Source organism: Candidatus Enterovibrio escicola, from assembly GCF_002464935.1.
Classification (GTDB): Bacteria; Pseudomonadota; Gammaproteobacteria; order Enterobacterales; family Vibrionaceae; genus Enterovibrio; species Enterovibrio escicola.
In genome coordinates this window covers 53087-71098 of sequence record NZ_NBYY01000039.1, presented here as the reverse complement: position 1 = coordinate 71098, position 18012 = coordinate 53087, and the positions used below count along the sequence as shown (strand labels likewise).

Genomic DNA, 18012 nt, shown 5'->3' with positions numbered 1-18012 from the left:
AAGAAATAGGACTCAATTGAGTCCTATTTCTTACAATCCTGCAATATATTCATGAAAGCGTTCGGTGGGATCTCCGCCAGAGACACGGTTCCTCACTAATGATCAATGGTTTGAAATTGCACTAGAAACTGGAGTAAACTAAGAGTAAATATAGGATTTCAGAAAACGGGGTAAGATCACGAAGATTTAGTTTATCACCAAGTCTTAGTGCTTTTCCCTGCATTTAAATCGGAAGTGCAATGCTTTTCAAGCAAGCTAAAAATACCATTTCTTTAAAAGAAACGGTAGGCTACCTTAAGTCTAAATATTTTTTAGGTTGATTATTACTCCTTGCTTGAGTAAAGTTAATATCTTCATCCGTGACCTTTCTTAAATCTATCCATTTTCTTACGTACTGTCTTAAAAGATTATTATCTTTTTGTTTGTCTCGCATTCTAATGAAGAGTAAAGATGGGAAAAGCAAATATAAATATCCAAAGCTTTTGCTTTCATCATCAATGATGAAAAAATTCTCGACCATTAGCTGCTGTAATTGTATGGATCTGCTTTTTGTATAGCATCTGTAAATTAATTGTCGCTGCGGTGACGTCATCTTCCGATTTTGATGTCACTTCTTTAAATTAACCAGGGCTGTGTATAATAAATAAGCTAAATAGCCAAGTAGCGATCTGATCGTTTAAAAAAACTATCGACTGCACAAGGACTTGTGCATGAATAACTTAGACACTGTTTTCGTCGATATCGACGACTTTTGCTAGACTTTCCTCCCTGCATGAGAGGAACACCTAATTTCTTCCGGTGTCAAACAAAGAAACAATCCTTCTCGTCTCTCAGTTAGCAAAATGATGACGATAGTGATAACTTTCCATCAATCTTGGTATCAAAATTTAAAAACCTATTACATCCACTTTGTTTGTCGCTATCTCAACAGCGAATTTCCTAAATTAATCAGCTACACGCGAATGCTCAAGTGCATGCAATGCGTTTTAGTTCCTCTTTGCTCTTTGCTCTTACCTCACTCACCGTTAGGCAAGGCCAACAGAGATTTCCTTTGTTGAGTCATCTAAGTTACAGGTTTGTCACAACCTACATATTCTTAGATATCAGGTTTTTAAAGGGATCTCGAAGCGAGTAAAATGAAGGATGAGGTGGTTCTACGGCTTAAAGTTATACCTTATTATCAATGACTAAAGTGGCATTATCTCAGTCAAAGTGACAACGGCTAACGTGGATGATAAAAAGCCTGTGTCGGAAATGATTGACGAGCTTTTGGCGTGTTTATACGGAGATAAAAGTTATATTTCTGGTCCATTGGGCGGGAACTTGTAGACAAAGGAGTGATACTAATAACGGGTGTGAAAAAGATATGAAACTTAAAGTGATGAAACTGTAGGATCGCCTAATGCTCCAGAAATGATTTATTATTGAAACAGTTTTTAGACCAACTAAAAAACATATCCCGAATCGAGCATTCTCGGCACCGTAGTTGTATCAGCTTTATGGTCAACTTGCTGGCGGGGTTTATCGCGTATTCATTTCAACCAAAGAAGCCGAGTATCAAGATGACTCGGCTTGATAAGCAAGCTCTTATGTAAATCTGAGGTTAATTTCAATGCTCAAGTTAGTGAAGAGTTGGCAAATGTGAAAACAATGAACAAAGTTATAAAACTCGGTATGCCTGTTCGCCAGCAGACAAATTAAGACTATAATAGATATTGGGATCAGTGCATTATAAGCCTTCTTTAATCAACAACGCCGTTTTATAGGTATATTACCTACACATAGCGGGTCATCCTATTAAAGAGTCTTGCATCCGTTATTACATCAGCTCTGAAGTACTTAACGCGAAGAAACGTGCTCATATTGGTCAGTTGCAAATCAACTTCATTATAAATGAGATATTGTATTGTAAGAAGCTAAGATCTATATCTGGCAAGAAAAAGCCGTAAAATTTATGTTTGGGGTAAGAACTGTAACATTAACTCTATAAGCTAGATCAAAATAAATTGGCATAATCCATATGCTGATAAAACAGCTCGTCAATGGAGCAGCACTCTTTCCTTCTTATAGACTTGACTTCTGCCTATTTATGTTCCATTAGGTCAAAACTTGGACTGTACGGAATAAGCCATTCTAAAGTACAACCAAGAGCTTCAATTGCTTCCAGTGTGTCACTATGTTTATGAACACTTGCATTATCCATAACAAAGATAGCTTACTCTGGAACTTACGGAAGTAAACCTTGTTCAATCCATGCTTGAAATACCTCCGAATTGGCGCTTCCAATTACTAATGCTAAGCGTTAGTAAAGTATGATTGATAATAGCACCAATGGCGTTAACTATTCCTTTAGAGTGGTAATCATAAACTCCATAGAATCGACTGCCTTTTTCAAAGTAACCATGCGTTCGAGAATACTCTAGGTAAACTCACTTTCATCTAACGTAGATGATAGGTTTACCTTCTTCTTGATGTTTCTCTATTCTTTCGCTGAAGTCTTGGCGTTTTTGTTTACAAGCTTTAGGGTAAAACAGAGTGTCTTAAAAGGTGACATTAAGGCGTTATGCTCGCTACCACTGTTAATCATCAGGGAACTCCTTTACATCCTTAAGTGAAATATTCTCATCATTTTTTATGCGTGTTTATTTTTGGTAATACAAGGCTCTATCTTATTAGCCTAACGAAATAAGATCTGCATTCCAACATTAAAAGGAACGCTTGTCTGTTCAAACGTTAATTCGTGTTCTTCTTTGTCCGCCAGAACGCGCTGGCAGAAATCTAAACTATAAGTCATTCGCGGAATGTGTCACAGAATAATTATTTAGCTATATTAAATGCAGAAGTGAATTTAAAGGCAGAAATAAATAGGCAACAACACAATGCCGAGAAACTTAAGCTACTTTGCATTAAAAATGTGATCTACGGCATCCTAGATTAGTTTTTTCGTCAATAGATTGAAAGCTCTATCGCACTGTGATGTATCCATCATATACATGGGAAGTCGGTCCTGACATATAGATAGGATGTCTCGGTCCACGCCAGCGGATGTGCAGATGACCACTAAGTGAATTCACCTTTACGGACTCATCCAGAAGCCCCTGAGTAATACCAATTGCCACTGCAGCACATGCACCAGTACCACACGATTTGGTTTCACCGACTCCTCGCTCATACACGCGTAATCTGATTTCGTGCCGTGATATCACCTGCATAAATCCCACGTTGACTCGTTCAGGAAATTGCGCATGTGATTGAAGCAAATAACCAAGATGTTCTACATCAGCTCTATTCACATCGTCAACTACAGATACACAATGAGGGTTGCCCATGCTGACGACTCCGACAAATAATGTTCTGTCGTGTACTTGTAAAATATAGGTTTTTTCTTCCGCATTTGTACGAAATGGAATTTTCGATGGTAGCCAGATTGGTTCACCCATGTTAACAGTTACTGAATTATCGTTATTGATTTTCAACACCATTTTTCCAGATTGAGTGCTGACAAGAATTTGATCTTTATTTATCAAACCCTTCATGCGTACAAATCTGGCAAAGCAGCGTACGCCATTACCACATTGATCTACTTCACTGCTGTCTGCGTTGAAAATCCGATAATGAAAGTCACTTTCTGGATCATACGGCGGTTCAACAATCAACAACTGATCAAAACCAATGCCAATATTTCTATCCGCCAAACGGCGGATCATTTCTGAGGAAAAATTCACATCTTGGGTCACACAGTCTACAACCATAAAGTCGTTACCGAGACCATGCATTTTAGAAAACTGTATCTGCATCTGAATCCTTTATCCAGGCAACATTTGTTCTAGTTGCCACAGTGATTCAAGTGGTTCTCGTTGACGAACTAAATAGGCAGTTCCACCATCGACCATGATTTCTGCTGCGCGACTACGTGTGTTGTAATTAGATGACATCACAAACCCATATGCACCCGATGAGCGTATCGCCAGCAGATCTCCCGCCTCAATCGTCAAAGCACGATCTTTACCAAGATAGTCGCCTGTTTCACACACGGATCCGACTAAGTCATAGGTTTTACTTTCTCCTTTTCTAGGTACAACTGGTATGATATCCTGCCATGCGTGATACAGTGCAGGACGTAGCAAATCATTCATTGCTGCATCTAAGATGGCGAAGTTTTTTTCAGCATTATTCTTCAGAAACTCTATGCGCGTTAGCAGTAAACCAGCATTTGCCGCAATGGCTCGACCCGGCTCAAATACCAGCTCGATATCCTGATGATTTGATAAACGCTCAAGTAGAGATTTAACATAATCAGAAGGTTGTGGGGGTCTCTCATTGTAATACGTCACACCTAATCCACCTCCGACATCAAGGTGCGTTATCTCAATGCCGTCCTGACCTAATTGGTCAATTAACATTAACAGACGATCCATGGATTCAATGAACGGCGCTAACTCAGTTAACTGAGAACCAATATGACAATCTACCCCTTGAACCTTCAAACTTGTCAGGCTATTTGCGTAATTATAAACCTCACGGGAGCGTTCAAATGCGATTCCAAATTTGTTTTCTTTTCTCCCCGTCGATATATATGGGTGTGTTTTAACATCCACATCTGGATTAATTCGCAAGCTAACTGGTGCCACTTGACCCAATTCTCCGGCCACTTGATTTAGACGATCAAGCTCAGCTTCTGATTCAACATTAAAACACTTAATGCCCAATGACAGTGCACGTGCCATTTCATCAGCTTTTTTACCCACGCCAGAAAAGACCACTTTCGTGTGATCACCTCCGGCAGCTAGGACTCGCTCTAATTCACCTTGCGATACAATATCAAAGCCTGACCCCAATCGCGCCAATACATTCAATACACCTAAATTGCTGTTTGCTTTTACAGCATAACAAATTAAATGTGGATGGTTTCCAACGGCATTGTTGAAGGCATGCCAATGCCGCTCTAGAGTGGCACGTGAATAAACATAAAGTGGGGTGCCATAAGTATCACACAACTGTGTTAATGGTACATCTTCGGCCCACAACTTCCCATCATCTTGATAGTTAAAATAGTCCAACTTTGTCCTTCCCTGCATAGATTTTGTTATGGTTGACTGGTTGGTTGAAGCTGCGTATCTTGGAGTACTTTTAAAGTTATTGGGAGGTTGTTTTCTGCTGCCTCCTCTTTTGGAAAGTAAAGCTGGCCTTGTTGGCCACATGCGGATATTACAGTGGTGATTACCAAGACAACAGGTTTCAAGATGGCTCTTTTCATTAACATGCCAGTGATCCAATAGTTAAAATCCTATATAATCGCATCCACACACTGAAAAGCAATAGGACACTATGCAATGAACGCAAGCCAATATCACGAACTGGTTGATGCTCAATGGATAATGATTGAGGAAGGTATCAATGATCGATGTGAATGTATCGATTATGAGATTACTGGTAATGTCATGACACTAGAATTCGAGAATTGCAGCCAGATCATTATTAATCGTCAAGAGTCAGTGTCTGAGATTTGGTTAGCTTCGAAATCAGGAGGTTTTCATTTCAGCTATAAAGGCGATAAATGGCTTTGTAATAAAACTGGCATGGAGTTTATAGATTTAGTAAAGCAAGAGTGCAGCAAGCATTCAGGTAGAACGATAGACTGGTAATTTAGACGTACTTAGTGCATCTGGTGAGCTATGGTTAAATCTGGTGTACAGTTTCTAGATCAGTATCCTGATAATTGACGTTTATTTCACGAATGACATCTCTACATTTCACGCCTTTGATGATATCCGTAAGTAATTTAAAGCCTCGTATCCTACGCCAGTTAACCTCAGGGGTTCGCATCTGTTTGCAGACCATTGTTCGTATCGCTTTTTGGCTTCCACAATTCTTGGTTTTATTCATTCTTAATCCTCACAGTTGAACACATTGATTCAATGGGGTTTGTCGTTCGAATATGTATCCAGTATTTGGCGGAAAATCGTAAAATTCCATCATTTCTACTTTGTTTTTGGTCAGGCGCTCCACTACTCTGTAGCATTTAGTACCATATCGTGTTTCGAACTATCCGAAGGCTTTCTGTACCTCTTGTTGTGTCTCCGCCATCCAGATATCGTGAAGCGTTTCTTTTATTTTTGGTTGAACAGATTTTGGGACTTTGTTTAATGCATTGGCCGTTTCGTGTACCCAGTAGCGAGGGTGACACGTCGTTGCTCAACGCTTTGTCCCTGCATTCCAAAAAACGAAAGCGCTATCACCAATGGCGAGTTCTGGAGCGATACTTATACCTAGGGACGTTAGCTGTGACAGAACTTCGAGCCAACTGACCTCTGACTCCCTGTACCCATAGACAATGGTTAGCACTTCCTTGCGGCCGGCATCCTCGATATCAATGACAACAAGAAGGAAAAGCTTGTTATCCATCCAAACTTTGCAGTAAATACTATCGGCCAAAATGTAGATATACCGCCGTTTACTTAGGTCTAGCTTACGCTACTGGTCATCTTCTGCTTCTCACTGTTGCTTAAGTCGAGAAACACGGTTTGCTGACAACCGCTAGGCTTGCTTATTTAAGAGTGTTTTTATGGCTGGCTGCATATCGCCCGTGGAGATTCCTTGCAAATAGAAACAAGGGATAAGCTCGTCTATGTTTTTGGTTCGCTTGAGATAGGGTGAAACCCGTGTGTTGTTGAACTTGATCTCGTTATTTGTTCTTTCACCTAGGAATTTCCTCCCAGAAACTATATGTGTGGAGATTAAGGCGTATTCATGTACTATCTCGAACCTTTGGGACTTTGATGGTAATATCGCCGAACCACGTTTAGAGGTGCTGCTCAGGTAAATAGCCATTTCGAACCAATCCCTGCTTTCCGTTAGCTTTGATCTATGTAAAATTATCAAGCAAGAATTGAACCTCGGCTTCTATAGCTTAAGCCAACAACTGCTGTGTGCCTTGTTTTAGCAGTTCCTTATTTCCTACCCATACACCAGAAATCACTATAGCTCGCATATGATACCGTACTCTGAGCTTTCCCAAAGACGAGAGCTCTTGCCAACCCCCGAAGTCTTTTTCAGTCCTTATATGCCTAGCGTGAAACGTGCTGGGTCATTTCTGCGTACACTCTTGTACCTGCAACTTGCCACGATCGTTCGCTCTTATAAGGAATAATCTTGGCATGACCATCTACATGATGCACTATGTCATAGAATTGTAGAAGATTGAAGTTTACAGATTGCGAGGTAAAAGTGACATTGTCCTGAGTAGAAGTGTAGAATCGGTTAACACTTTGCACTATCTCATCTTTATCTCCGTTAAATTGGCGATACACTTCAACGTGATTGTTCTCATTCAGTACATATGTGTTGAACCCCTGCTCATAATCCTCAAAGAAGTACTGAATCAAACCTTCACTGGCGTATTTATCAACCACTTCTGGTAGATGAACTTCACCATTCTTGTCCACTACCCTCACTGGTGAACCGTTAATCTTGTTGGTAGAAATGGAGCAGTAGAAATCTACTGCATTCTCTAACTTTTGAACCGACACACCACGTCGTTCAAAGAAAAGACCGAAGGTTTGATGTGCAATACGGATTGCTTTAAAACGGCGACATTTCTCCTAATCTATAGGTTTGAGGCGCATATCGATACATTCTGATACCAATTTATCAACTAAATTTCTGATGAGACCACACATTTTACCAGCATAACAGAACACATCAACCGATTCAGGAGGAATGGCATCTTGGTGCATTTTTCCCAATAAGGTTTTTAACACATCCAACATGGCATTTTCACCCATGAAGTTCAGGGTTTGAACTTCATTCCAGCTATTCCGGTAAACTAAGTCAATACTACCGACCAAGCATTGTTGATCCGACCCATAACTTAAAATGTCTGTATTTTTAAAATCAAAACGTACTAACGGGTGCTTAAGTTTATTGGTTGGATCTTGTTCTAGGTTAATGAACAACGCGAGTTTATGGATTTTACACGGGCTAGACAGAGCCTGTAACGACGGATGTGGACGCCGTATAGGGAAAGTTTTTCGAATATCACTCACAAAATGATATAATTTATCGATGTTTACGTTACTCGTCCTTACGACCGAGTGTAAGCATGTTGATTCTGTTAACATACCGTTAAAATACACCCATGCCACCAGCTTAGACAGATAACAATTATACTCAATCGATGCCCTCCCGATGATATCGACAGGCCTAAGCGATTGTTTATATAAATACTAACCAGGCGGGTTGCTACTTCCTTCCTGGACCTGAATAAACGTCAAATCAGGCTTATGTAAGTCTGGTGACAGTTGGAGGTTAAGCAAAGTTACTTTATTGGGTAACACTTCAAACGCCGCATGTAACTTACGTGCTAAAATGCTGATATCTTCAGGGCTAATGGCAGAAGTGATGTCATTGTGCCGCGCGAAGCGGATTAAATTGTGATAACTCAACATAAGCGCTTCTAGCAGCTCATTATGCGCCAACTTCACCTCTTCCACTTTCCAGTTACAACGGTTATCCAGATGGGCAATATCATTTTTGCTCCATCCCCATTCTCTGGTCAACACAAACAACACTTTTCGACGCCAAGGTACAGATCCTAGGCTAGGCTTATGGGTGATATGTTCATGGGTTTTTAGGTAAAAGCAGCGCCGCACCAAATCCAAGCGACGACTATCATCGATACACTCGAGATAGTTGGTGACTTTTTCCAGCATTAGGTAGTAAGCATCTGATTGATAGATGTCCAATACCCCAGAAAAGAAACGGCGTTTCCCGTCCACACTCACAAGTTTGGTGTTCGGGTATTCCCACGAATACGCTTCGAGTAAAATGGCTTTGAGGACAGATTTATATGGGGAATCAATACTTTTGTATAGATGCCAAAGGCTGGATCCGAAATATTCTTCGGCAGGGATTGAGGGTAGACCACCAAAATCGATCCATTCATCACGACGAATGACTCCATTGGCGATCATCTCAGCAACGTAATCTTCATAGCAGTTTTCCATTTCAGAAGGAACTAGATACCACAATAATTGCTGACCTGCCAAATACAATGCTGAACGATAGAATTCATCTAATAGAAGGAAATGTTGGCTAGTACCACAGTTGTCTGACGTCATTTCCTGAGCTAAGTTTTGACGGAAGCGTAGTTCACACATCACGAAAAAGTTAACTTCCACTCCCTGTGTCATCGCCCAATCAGAAATCATCGAACACTTTCTATCGAGCAATAGTCGCTGATCTTGGTTCATCCAACATTGTACACAAACCCAAATATCGAGATCACTAGAAATACACTGTCCCATCGATGCGGTACTACCCATAGAAAACAGGCCTTTGATGGGAAAATTAATAGTCCTGGATTTTTCTTGGGAGGTATTGTTTAATGCCAAGACACAATCGTTAACAAAATTTTGTTGTAAGTCAGACAAAGAAAAGTCAGAAATACCATGGACGAAACTAGATTCTAAATATCCAGGGATGGCAGGATGATTAAAGTGTAACAAAACAGGCAATATGTGAAGAACATTAACTGCCTGTGAGTGCATAGCGCTTTGAGCCCGTTTCAACCTAAGGTGGTTGAAAGCAGTAAGTAACTCTATTTGCTGATCAACATAGTTTTGCAAGATAATACCTACATCCTAGTCAACGTAGCGGAACCGAGTTATTAAGATATCGGTACCTAGGGATAAAAACATGATCAAACCAACAGTTTTCAGGTAAAACGTGAGTCGAGCAGTAATTCCACGTTTTCCTAACACGTCGCTTACTAAATGACTGGAACTGTGATATAGACAGCACGTTACCTCAAGTTTTCTTCAAAAGAAGGTGAACTGGGTTGTATTCTCAGCGATGAGTCTGATCAAAAATTTTTGATGTTCATCACACAAGCTTAGCCTATCTTGTTTCGCTTCGCACGTTTTAGCGTTTGGGTTTAGCTTCTCTTATCGAAGGAGAGAAAAGCGATGTTACGATTAGTGTAAGCAAATAAAATGGACACAACTATGAATTCGATACCCATCCGCATCGCGACTAGACGGAGCCCACTTGCCCTGTGGCAAGCAGAATACGTCAAAACAAAGCTTAAAACCATAGACCCGAGTCTCGTGATTCAACTGGTTCCTATGGTGACTAAAGGTGATATTATTCTGAATATGCCATTAGCCAAAGTTGGCGGTAAAGGACTGTTTGTAAAAGAACTGGAACAAGCGATGTTAGAAAGACACGTGGACATTGCCGTGCACTCGATGAAAGATGTCCCCATCGATTTTCCAGAAGGATTAGGGCTAGTAACAATTTGTGAACGCGAAGATCCGCGTGATGCATTTATAAGCAATACTTATGCAAGTATCAGTGAACTACCACAAGGAGCAGTGGTTGGAACCTCAAGCTTACGTCGTCAATGTCAACTTCGTGCGATACGTACAGACCTTGTGGTGAAAGATCTTCGTGGCAACATAGGAACTCGCCTTAGTAAGCTTGACAATGGTGAGTATGACGCCATCATTCTTGCCGCCGCAGGTTTGAAACGCCTAAAATTTAACTATCGGATTCGTGTTGAAATTGAGCCAGAAGAAATTCTTCCAGCCGTCGGCCAAGGGGCGGTAGGCATTGAATGTCGCCTTGATAATGAACGTGTCCGTATCCTCCTTAAAACGCTTTCTGATGTCAATACAACGTACCGTGTATTATCTGAACGAGCAATGAATAATCGTTTACAAGCTGGGTGTCGAGCTCCCATCGGCGGTTATTCGGAAATCAAAGGAAATCAGATATACTTGCGTGCGCTAGTGGGTGAACCGAATGGCAGTAAGATTATTCGTGGCGAAGTAGTTGGACCACTAGAAGAAGCTGAAGCACTGGGTACTGGTCTTGCAGAACAGTTATTAAAAAGAGGCGCTCACATAATTTTGGACAAACTGTATCAGGATTCGCTATGACCATCTTGGTTGTTCGTCCAGCCCCTTCCTGTTTTAAACTGGTTAATAGCCTCAACCAAGCAGGAATGAAGGCATTATCTGCACCTTTGTTATCTTTTTCTGCCGGAAACGACCTTCCCACACTTTCTAACTGCTTGGACGCATTACCATCACAGAGTGTGGTCGTTGCAATAAGTCCACGCTCTGTGGAATACGCGTGTGTGTATATGCATAACCATGGAAACTTTTGGCGAAAAGACCTACATTATGTGGCCGTTGGAAAAAAGACTGCAAGGACGTGGTGTAAACAAGGCGGAGTGGACGTACTACAGCCACCTACAGAAGATAGTAAAGGTATCCTAGCCATGTCCCTCTTTGCTAATCTAAAACCAGACTATTCAGGGATAAATAGATTATATTCAAATACTCGCGTACTGTCTGTCCTAATACTCCGAGGCAATGGTGGTAATGCACTGCTAGGAGAAACCCTCAGAGACAATAATGTGATAGTCCACTACTTCGAAGCATATCAACGACACTGGCACAGTGCGGACTTACCATCACTGATGGTACAGTGGAGATATGAGAACGTTGACACTTTGGTGATCACTAGTGGTGAGCAACTGTCACTTTTGTGGAAAACAATCTCAAATACTAATCAACAATGGTTAAAAGAATGCCATATACTGGTACCAAGTAAACGGATTTATAATCAAGCGATTAACTTCGGTTTTTCCAAAATTAACTGTGTAAACAGTGCTGCGAATAGCACACTGTTTCATGTTTTATACGAGATGACAAACTCGGGACATTCGGATGACAGACAATAATAAAACATCAAGCAGGAATAAAGGCATATCGAGGTTAGCAAATCCTTCAGCCGAGGAGACGGAAACATCGTTTGACAAAGACGCCAATTCTCAGTCCTCTAACGGAAAATCGGTCACGACCAGCTCACCAAATAATAACAAAAACCAGTACTCTACTACGGCTAAAAGCACGTCTTCATCTCCTACTGCAGAACAATCTACACAGGAAGAAAAATATCAAGGAAATAAGCTTTCTATGGTAGCAATTGCGTTGACCATCGCACTAGGTGGTAGCTTTTATTACCATTACCACCTGAAAACAACGCAATATAATACCGACATTTCCGTGTTGACATTAAAAATTGATGCATTAAAACGAACTCTTTCTGAGAGCACAAAGCAAAATCATGTCGAAGTCAAAAATATCAGTCAAAAAACGCTCACATTGATTAAACAGCAGGATAAAACTATTCAGAACCTACAATCGGCTATGACTAACATGAAAACTCGACATCCGAACGATTGGATTTTAGCGGAAGCTGAGTATCTAGTAAATCAAGCAGGTCGACATCTCTGGCTAGTACATGATGTGCTGACAGCTACCACTTTGATGGAAACTGCAGATCTACGTATTGCTGAGCTAAATGATCCGTCAATGACACTTATTCGCCAAACGATATCGCAAGACATTATGAAACTAAAAGCTATCGAACATATTGACCGAGATGGTATCGTGCTGTGCCTCAACAATCTTCAGCAAGAAGTGGATAAACTACCACTTGCTAATGCTTTCATTCCTGAAATTGATGCGACAATACCGATGAAAGTATCGTCAAATATAGACGACTGGAAGCAAAATATAAAAATATCGTTAAGTGCTTTTTTAGGACAATTTATTACTTATCGCAAGCGTGAGAGTGATGTTGTGCCGCTATTAACGCTAAGTCAAACCTTCTATTTACAAGAAAACCTAAAAGCTAAACTTGATCGTGCTATCACCGCAGTTTACCGTGAAAACGGCCACATTTACACTGAATCTATCCGTATCGCAAAAGCATGGGTTGAACGTTTTTACAATAAGGATGCTAAATCTACCAAAGCTTTCATCACCACCCTTACTCACCTGAGTGATCAAACCATAGAGGTAAATTACCCAGAGATTTTATATAGCCAAAATATGATCAGTAACATTTTAGCCGACCGTCTTCGTCATAAACCTACACTTCTTCCCAATGAAACGTTTTCCAATGAGGCTATCTCCTCTACGGAGATAACCCAATGATCAAAATTCTTTTACTTGTTATCACCCTGATATCTGGGTTGATTTTTGGTCAAGACTTGGCTGATAACCAAGGTTACGTATTGATCTCCGTAGCAAATAGAACTATTGAAATGAGCTTTATTACGTTAATTGTTTTAGTGTTAGTAGCCTTCGCCATCTTTTACTTACTTGAGTTTATTCTTCGAAAGGTATTTTCCCTGTCTAGCTCCACTCAGGAATGGTTTGCATACCGACGGAATAGGAAAGCACGCCAACTGACCAATGATGGTTTACTTAAGCTATTGGTCGGTGAGTGGAAACAAGCTGAAAAGTTGGTGGTAAAAGGTGCCACGAATAGTGATGCGCCACTGCTGAATTATTTAACTGCGGCAGAAGCTGCCCAAGAGAGAGGTGATGCCGAAAGGCGAGACCGTTATTTGCAACAAGCCGCTGACTGCGGCACCGACAACTTAGTGACGTCACTAACGCGTGCAAAACTTCAGTACCGCCATAAGCAATACGAAGAAGCATTGGCAAGTTTACAAGGTTTGATTCACGACTACCCTCGTAATGTGATTTTGTTAACTTTGCTAAAAGATACATATCTGCAGTTGCAGGATTGGCAAGCTCTGCTGAGTTTACTGCCGTCACTTAAACGCATCAATGTCATTCCGGAGGAAGATACACGTAAGCTTGAGATAAGGGCTGAGTGTGGTTTGATTAATTATATTGCCATGCAAAAAGGCAGTGATAGATTACTCACACATTGGAACAACCTATCCCGTACGACGCGTCAGCAAACTACCTGTATTACTTGCCTCGTTAAGCAACTCATTGCACGTAATGCGGATGATGAGGCTTATGTAATTTTACGTGAAAGCTTCAAGAAGAAACCCGATGAAACACTCATACATTTAGTATCTCAGTTATCGTTGCAAAATTATGATCCAGTGATCGTTAAGTTAAACGAACTGCTGCGTTATAACGAAAAAAGCTCTGTAATACACAGCACAATAGGACAACTGTATTTCCGTAAAGGAAAGTGGGTAGAAGCGAGAGAGCATTTTGAACGTGCGTTAAATATTCGTCCAGATGTTACCAATTATGCATTACTGGTTAATACTCTCGAAAAGCTTAATAAATCTAGCATAGCCAGCAGAATTTCTCGTGAAGCACTGAAACTTGCGTTGCCTCATCAATAATGAAACATGTGCTTATCAAGCAATATACAAAGTGTGGTGTTTCTTTACTCACACTTTTACAGAAACTGAAAATATATTTAAATTTCAGAGAAGATGCGACGAAATTTAAATAATGACTCCGACAAGTATAGTTTAGAATGAGGAAATAAACTTATAAAAATATACGCTCTTCCCGCCAAAGCCCGCCACAAAAGCACACGCAGTACTGCCATGAATGGCGTTGTTCTCAGAACACACTCGCATTACCCAATCATTAACGATGCTCAGTGCAAACCACCAACATATTGTGAGATTGCGTCGATTTCCTCGTCAGTGAGCTTCGATGCTACAATCTGCATCATACCGTTCATGTCATTGACACGTTGTTTTTCTCGAAAAGATATCAACTGCATTTTGAGATAGTTAGCATGCTGCCCAGAGATTTTTGGGAACCCTGATAGCTTTGTACCATTTCCACGTGGGCCGTGGCATGCAGTACATGCGACAATGCCACGTTCTGCATCACCCGCTATATACAACTGCCTACCAACAGGAATAGACGCCTCAGGCGTATTACCAATTTTTGTCGTTTTAGAGGAAAAATACGCAGCCAGATCATTTATTTCTTGTTCCGATAATTCTGCTACCATATTAGCCATTATTGGATTAAAACGTCCCTGTTCACCCTCTGAGGTAATGCCTAATTTAAAGTCGTTGAGCTGTTTTGCAAGATATATTTCATGTTGACCCGCCAGTACGGGGTTTTCAGGAATAACACTGTTACCATCTGCAGCGTGACAAACTGCGCAACTTGTTGATTTTGCTTTGCCTGCTTCTGCATCACCCAGTGCATAAACAGTAGCACTCACAATGAATGTGAGTAGGATCGCTAATTTACTCATGACATCCCGTTTATAATTATCGAGCTCAAGATGCTCATACAATCGTAATATAATTATGGTGCAAAAAACTAGCATCCTTACTTTATACACTTTATATATAAAAGTAATCAATTGCCGACACAAAATCAAGATGGAGTTAACAGTGAATCATTCACTTAACTATCGTAACACCCACTTTATTACCAGTGCGCAGAATATTAGTTATCTGCCACCGGATACTGGAATTGAGATTGCCTTTGCTGGCCGCTCCAATGCTGGAAAATCAAGTTCTATCAATAGATTATGTGACCAGAAAAAGCTAGTATATGTAAGTAAAATCCCTGGTCGTACACAACTTATCAACCTTTTTAAAGTAGGTGAGGGATACCATATCGTGGATTTGCCTGGATATGGCTACGCACAGGTGCCACTGGCATTGAAATTAAAATGGCAAAAATCACTGGGAGAATATTTACAAAAACGTGATCAGCTTAAAGGCTTGGTTGTACTGATGGATATCCGTCATCCACTACGTGAATTAGATCAACAACTGATTTGTTGGGCGGTAGATTGCAATTTGCCAATGCTTACGTTGCTTACTAAATGTGATAAATTTAAAAAAGGTGCACGTAACTCTGAATTGAAGAGAGTGCGTGAAGCTGCACTAAACTTCGGTGGCAATGTACAAGTTGAATTATACTCCTCCCTCAAAGGGATTGGCGTTGATATGCTAAGGAAGAAACTGGATAGTTGGTACTTCCCGTATTCTGAAATCTGTATAGACAAGGCAGAGGGTGTAGACACTCTCGATACGGGAAATGGCGTTAAAGGATGAATCATTGTGTTGGATAAATTAGTAAATATTTTTTAGCATAACAGTTGCTTCATGTTCTACGACATTAGATGAAATAATCTTCTGCTGTTATTTTTTGAATGTTTGTGAACAGATGTTGGAAGTAATAGTAGGGGTTAATGTAGTAAAGATTGGTATTCACCTATAAACTACTAGTTTAAACTGACTTTCCTGCACTAGGTCATGTGCTAGTTTGGATTGTCGCGCTCCTAGGTAGACGGACTGGAGTTTGAATGGACGTACGGTTGAGCTGGCTTGTACGTCAGAGCTGGCAAGCTATGGGGGACGGCACGCTGCTAATCCCTTACGGTTCTATGCCTCGCCTCGTCATGGCATATTTGAACACTTAAGCATTGCGAGACAGGTCGCCAGAAATTGAAGTTAGGAACAGTGCTAGCGCCTTTCTCAAGCAGCTAGGCAAGGATGCGACCGGAGAGAAGACAGGAAGGTATACCAATTTCAGAAAGCAGATTATGGCTCTATTGGCTTACAGTCTGACGCTAGGCTTCATCACGGCTACAATCGTGATTAATCTATAATGGTAAGCCCATCCGGTGGTCTGAGGCATGGATAGGCAACCACGACGACGAGGGCGTACTATGGCTAGGCGTCATCACCTTTTCCTAGGAGAGTATTACCACACCCTGACGGATCATGCGGTTCCTTTAGACTTGCGAGCTTTGAGATCATTCACCGGCACGCCTTGGCAATGGACATTTATGTAATACTGGCCGATAGGCTGCATCGGATCAACGACGACCCCTTGGTATTGCATTGGTGCAACCTATGGGAACAGTTTGGGCAAGAGTACGGTGGCTCGGAGACTGACAAGAACTTCAAGAAGAAATTTATTCTTGTGCGCCAGCAGGTTCTGGCCATCTATCTAAATGGCAAGGTTAAGTAGGTTACTGGTATCATTCTGATGATGCAAAGCCCCCAACAAAAAACCCTACCCTGACCGAGAAAACGGCACTACGGCTATTCTGGTACCTTTAAGGTACCGTCTGAACACTTGACAACCGATCTCTAACACCGCGCTGCCTGCTAGGTAGCGTCGTCTATCCAAAAAGTGACTGAACCACGGTTTATTAATGCTTGATTATCTGATCGTAGGAATTGAGATTAGTTCATATATTTGGGAAACATTGCCCCGATAACCGACAGATTCTAGTCATGTAATAGTTGCTTTTATTTCATATATAAAACCCTGGCTCTTCAAGCTTAGAGAAAATTTTACTTTACTTTAATTTAATTTGCATATGCATCACGATTAAATACTCCTTTTTCTTTTAGGTTATACCAAGGGTTAAACAAGGATAAAAACCTTGATCAATTACAAGATGGAGATACAACGCATGTTGTACTAGAGATCGATTGGATGAAGTCTCAAGCAGGGCTTGGAGGAAAGCATCATGTTTGGAGAAATTTTAGGGATAAGGTTATTCAGTAGTCAGTGGATAAGATTAATGCTGAAACAGATCTGCCTGTAATATGGAAACCAATTAAGACAGGGTGTTCTATTTCTGCAGTTAAGTTCAATTAACCTGAGCTGCGCATAAGAAATGAACTAAATGCCAAAGTCTCGATACCTAGATTAATGGAAAGCTATCACTATCGTCATCACTTCGCTAACTGAGAGGCGAAAAGGCTTGTTTCTTTGTTTGAAATCGGAAGAAATTAGGGGTTTTTTCCATGCAAGGAGGAAATTTTGGTAGAAGTCGTTGATATCGCTGAAAACAGCGTCTGAGTTATTCATGCCCAAGTCCTTGTGCAGTTAATAGTTTATTTCAAACGATTAGATCGTGACTTGGGCATTTAGTTCATTTCTTATGTGCAGCTCAGATTAATCATATTTCCTCTTGATGTACAGGAAGTGGGGCTTATTTGCGAAGTAGATGATCCATGGTCTTTAGTGGGTAAAAAGATAACCAATACTAGCTTTGCTATGGTTGGCAACCTGAATTGAGACAAATTATTTCTCACTCATTCAAGTTGTCGTGAAAGCGAAATCTTTAAGTTCTTTCTCAATCTGTTATTTATATTCAATGTTGAATTTTGATGCACGGATAGTTTCAATGTGTACGATATCTCTTTCAGAGAATATCTAT

At 40.7% G+C, this 18012-nt stretch carries 12 protein-coding genes and 5 pseudogenes; 9 read left to right on the top strand and 8 right to left on the bottom strand.

Features of this window, described 5'->3' with window-relative positions; all coding sequences use genetic code 11:
• The first annotated feature begins 710 nt into the window (after window positions 1-710).
• Together BTN49_RS22800 and BTN49_RS18695 are read left to right on the top strand one after the other, a co-directional pair.
• A pseudogene (locus tag BTN49_RS22800) lies at window positions 711-1595 on the top strand (IS982 family transposase).
• A 10-nt stretch (window positions 1596-1605) separates the two neighbouring features.
• A pseudogene (locus BTN49_RS18695) lies at window positions 1606-1701 on the top strand (IS5/IS1182 family transposase); the annotation flags it as partial.
• 382 nt (window positions 1702-2083) lie between these two features.
• On the opposite strand, the gene BTN49_RS21515 reads toward BTN49_RS18695, so the two are convergent.
• The 4 genes from BTN49_RS21515 to lptM form a co-directional block, all read right to left on the bottom strand.
• Window positions 2084-2203, bottom strand: a complete 120-nt coding sequence (locus BTN49_RS21515; protein ID WP_199399624.1) for a hypothetical protein — start codon at window positions 2201-2203, stop codon at window positions 2084-2086.
• A gap of 760 nt (window positions 2204-2963) precedes the next feature.
• On the bottom strand, window positions 2964-3797 hold the full coding sequence (gene dapF, locus BTN49_RS12450) for a diaminopimelate epimerase (protein WP_097357437.1): 834 nt from the start codon (window positions 3795-3797) through the stop codon (window positions 2964-2966).
• Between the two features lie 9 nt (window positions 3798-3806).
• Window positions 3807-5060, bottom strand: a complete 1254-nt coding sequence (gene lysA, locus BTN49_RS12445; RefSeq protein WP_097357436.1) for a diaminopimelate decarboxylase — start codon at window positions 5058-5060, stop codon at window positions 3807-3809.
• A gap of 26 nt (window positions 5061-5086) precedes the next feature.
• Window positions 5087-5257: an LPS translocon maturation chaperone LptM gene (lptM, locus tag BTN49_RS16675; protein WP_190322081.1), complete on the bottom strand. Its 171-nt coding sequence runs from the start codon at window positions 5255-5257 to the stop codon at window positions 5087-5089.
• A 76-nt stretch (window positions 5258-5333) separates the two neighbouring features.
• Here lptM and cyaY point away from each other — a divergent pair, with 76 nt between their 5' ends.
• Window positions 5334-5645, top strand: a complete 312-nt coding sequence (cyaY, locus tag BTN49_RS12440) for an iron donor protein CyaY (protein WP_097357435.1) — start codon at window positions 5334-5336, stop codon at window positions 5643-5645.
• Window positions 5646-5679: 34 nt separating this feature from the next.
• On the opposite strand, the pseudogene BTN49_RS22795 reads toward cyaY, so the two are convergent.
• A pseudogene (locus BTN49_RS22795) lies at window positions 5680-6991 on the bottom strand (IS256 family transposase).
• A 76-nt stretch (window positions 6992-7067) separates the two neighbouring features.
• Window positions 7068-9626: pseudogene (locus BTN49_RS12430) on the bottom strand (class I adenylate cyclase).
• A 378-nt stretch (window positions 9627-10004) separates the two neighbouring features.
• Here BTN49_RS12430 and hemC point away from each other — a divergent pair.
• The 4 genes from hemC to BTN49_RS12410 are packed head-to-tail and all read left to right on the top strand — an operon-like array spanning window position 10005 to window position 14191.
• Window positions 10005-10940: a hydroxymethylbilane synthase gene (gene hemC / locus BTN49_RS12425; protein ID WP_097357434.1), complete on the top strand. Its 936-nt coding sequence runs from the start codon at window positions 10005-10007 to the stop codon at window positions 10938-10940.
• Window positions 10937-11749: a uroporphyrinogen-III synthase gene (locus tag BTN49_RS12420; RefSeq protein ID WP_097357433.1), complete on the top strand. Its 813-nt coding sequence runs from the start codon at window positions 10937-10939 to the stop codon at window positions 11747-11749. Before hemC ends, BTN49_RS12420 begins: the two co-directional genes overlap by 4 nt.
• On the top strand, window positions 11736-13010 hold the full coding sequence (locus BTN49_RS12415; protein WP_097357432.1) for a uroporphyrinogen-III C-methyltransferase: 1275 nt from the start codon (window positions 11736-11738) through the stop codon (window positions 13008-13010). The genes BTN49_RS12420 and BTN49_RS12415 overlap by 14 nt, the downstream gene beginning before the upstream one ends.
• The gene (locus tag BTN49_RS12410) at window positions 13007-14191 is read left to right on the top strand and encodes a heme biosynthesis HemY N-terminal domain-containing protein (RefSeq protein ID WP_097357431.1); all 1185 of its coding nucleotides are present in this window, start codon (window positions 13007-13009) and stop codon (window positions 14189-14191) included. Before BTN49_RS12415 ends, BTN49_RS12410 begins: the two co-directional genes overlap by 4 nt.
• Before the next feature lie 263 nt (window positions 14192-14454).
• On the opposite strand, the gene BTN49_RS12405 is transcribed toward BTN49_RS12410, so the two are convergent.
• Window positions 14455-15072, bottom strand: coding sequence for a c-type cytochrome (locus tag BTN49_RS12405; RefSeq protein ID WP_097357441.1), 618 nt, complete (start codon window positions 15070-15072; stop codon window positions 14455-14457).
• Window positions 15073-15214: 142 nt separating this feature from the next.
• Here BTN49_RS12405 and yihA point away from each other — a divergent pair, with 142 nt between their 5' ends.
• Together yihA and BTN49_RS21510 are read left to right on the top strand one after the other, a co-directional pair.
• Window positions 15215-15886: a ribosome biogenesis GTP-binding protein YihA/YsxC gene (gene yihA / locus BTN49_RS12400; protein WP_097357430.1), complete on the top strand. Its 672-nt coding sequence runs from the start codon at window positions 15215-15217 to the stop codon at window positions 15884-15886.
• A 1471-nt stretch (window positions 15887-17357) separates the two neighbouring features.
• Window positions 17358-17447: a hypothetical protein gene (locus BTN49_RS21510; RefSeq protein ID WP_369073699.1), complete on the top strand. Its 90-nt coding sequence runs from the start codon at window positions 17358-17360 to the stop codon at window positions 17445-17447.
• Window positions 17448-17501: 54 nt separating this feature from the next.
• On the opposite strand, the pseudogene BTN49_RS21505 reads toward BTN49_RS21510, so the two are convergent.
• Window positions 17502-17660, bottom strand: a pseudogene (locus tag BTN49_RS21505) (IS982 family transposase); the annotation flags it as partial.
• Window positions 17661-18012: the final 352 nt, after the last annotated feature.

Bases quoted from the DNA above. Each gene is read 5' to 3' on its own strand.
- hemC (WP_097357434.1), top strand. From the start codon at position 10,005: ATGAATTCGATACCCATCCGCATCGCGACTAGACGGAGCCCACTTGCC.
- BTN49_RS12415 (WP_097357432.1), top strand. From the start codon at position 11,736: ATGACAGACAATAATAAAACATCAAGCAGGAATAAAGGCATATCGAGG.
- cyaY (WP_097357435.1), top strand. From the start codon at position 5,334: ATGAACGCAAGCCAATATCACGAACTGGTTGATGCTCAATGGATAATG.
- BTN49_RS12420 (WP_097357433.1), top strand. From the start codon at position 10,937: ATGACCATCTTGGTTGTTCGTCCAGCCCCTTCCTGTTTTAAACTGGTT.
- BTN49_RS12405 (WP_097357441.1), bottom strand. From the start codon at position 15,072: ATGAGTAAATTAGCGATCCTACTCACATTCATTGTGAGTGCTACTGTT.
- BTN49_RS12410 (WP_097357431.1), top strand. From the start codon at position 13,007: ATGATCAAAATTCTTTTACTTGTTATCACCCTGATATCTGGGTTGATT.
- dapF (WP_097357437.1), bottom strand. From the start codon at position 3,797: ATGCAGATACAGTTTTCTAAAATGCATGGTCTCGGTAACGACTTTATG.
- BTN49_RS21515 (WP_199399624.1), bottom strand. From the start codon at position 2,203: ATGGATAATGCAAGTGTTCATAAACATAGTGACACACTGGAAGCAATT.
- lptM (WP_190322081.1), bottom strand. From the start codon at position 5,257: ATGAAAAGAGCCATCTTGAAACCTGTTGTCTTGGTAATCACCACTGTA.